Annotated in this window: 1 protein-coding gene and 2 pseudogenes; all 3 read left to right on the forward strand. The window is 71.5% G+C overall.

Translation table 11 applies throughout. The features are described 5' to 3' along the window. Positions 1–343, forward strand: a pseudogene (gene glcE, locus AC27KI_RS24860) (glycolate oxidase subunit GlcE); the annotation flags it as partial. A 4-nt stretch (positions 344–347) separates the two neighbouring features. Next, positions 348–1,151 carry a YoaK family protein gene (locus AC27KI_RS24865; RefSeq protein ID WP_487116457.1) on the forward strand — a complete coding sequence of 268 codons (804 nt, stop codon included), beginning with the start codon at positions 348–350 and terminating at the stop codon, positions 1,149–1,151. A gap of 23 nt (positions 1,152–1,174) precedes the next feature. Then, positions 1,175–1,377: pseudogene (locus AC27KI_RS24870) on the forward strand (4Fe-4S dicluster domain-containing protein); the annotation flags it as partial.

The raw sequence follows: 1,377 nt of genomic DNA on the forward strand, positions 1-1,377 counted from the left end.
CGGGCCGAGCGGCCGGACCTGGCCCTGTGGCGCCTGTCAGTGCCCGCCGCCGCGCCCCATGCTGGCGCTGCCCGCCGGTGTGGCGGCGCCGCTGATCGAATGGCACGGCGCCCTGCGCTGGGTGCAGGCCCCGCCGGACGCGGGCGCGGCGCTGCACGAGGCGGCGCAGGCCGTGGGTGGGAGTGCTTCTCTTTTTGTAGCAGACAAGGCAATCGGTACTAGGGCGTCAGGCCATTTCGATCCGGTATTGCCCGGCACGCTGGCACAGATCCATGCCCGGCTGCAGCAGGCGTTCGATCCGGCGGGCATCTTCAACCCTGGCCGGATGGGCCCGGGGCGGTAGCGCCATGCGGCTGCTGCGGCACCTCACCGGCCGGCACCGGACCCCGTCCACCAACCGGCTGCTCGGCCTGCTGCTGGCCTTCAACGCCGGGGCGGTGAACGCGGGCGGCTTTCTGGTGGTGCACCGGTACACCTCGCACATGACGGGGTTCCTGTCGATGGTGGCCGACAACCTGGTGCTGGGCAACATGGCGCTGGTGCTGGGCGCGGTGGGCACGCTGTGGGCCTTCATGTCGGGCGCGGGCACCACGGCCATCCTGGTCAACTGGGCGCGCCACCACCGGCTGCGCAGCGGCTTCGCGCTGCCGCTGCTGCTGGAGGCCCTGCTGCTGCTGGTCTTCGGGCTGCTGGGCGCCATCACGCTGGAATGGCGCACGCCGTTTGCCGTGCCGCTCACCGTGCTGCTGCTGGCCTTCCTGATGGGGCTGCAGAACGCGGTGGTCACCAAGATGTCTTCGGCGCAGATCCGCACCACGCACATGACCGGCGTGGCGACCGACCTGGGCATCGAGATCGGCAAGATGCTGTACTGGAACCGCAACGGCACGCCACCCGAGGCGCAGGTGCACGCCAACCAGGCGCGGCTGCGGCTGTTCGCCAGCCTGCTGGCCATGTTCACCGTGGGCGGCATCGTGGGCGCGGCCGGGTTCAAGCACGTGGGCTTCATCTGGGTCGTGCCGCTGGCCGCCATCCTGCTGGGCCTGTCGCTGCCGCCGCTGGCGGCCGATTTCGAACACCTGGCCCGGCTCTGGCGCGCCCGCCGCGCGCTGGCCCAGCGCGCGCCGCACGCCGAGCCCCCCGGCCCCTGACACCCCCACCGCCGAGACACGCCATGCAAACCACGCTCGCCCCCGAATTCCAGGGCACGCCCGAAGGGCAGGAGGCCGAAGCCATCCTGCGCAAGTGCGTGCATTGCGGCTTTTGCACCGCCACCTGCCCCACCTACCAGCTGCTGGGCGACGAACTGGACGGCCCGCGCGGCCGCATCTACCTCATCAACAGGTGCTGGAGGGCGAGCAGCCCACGCGCAAGACG

It is taken from the genome of Acidovorax sp. KPB24-03 (genome assembly GCF_057546605.1).

Bases quoted from the DNA above. Each gene is read 5' to 3' on its own strand.
- AC27KI_RS24865 (WP_487116457.1), top strand. From the start codon at position 348: ATGCGGCTGCTGCGGCACCTCACCGGCCGGCACCGGACCCCGTCCACC.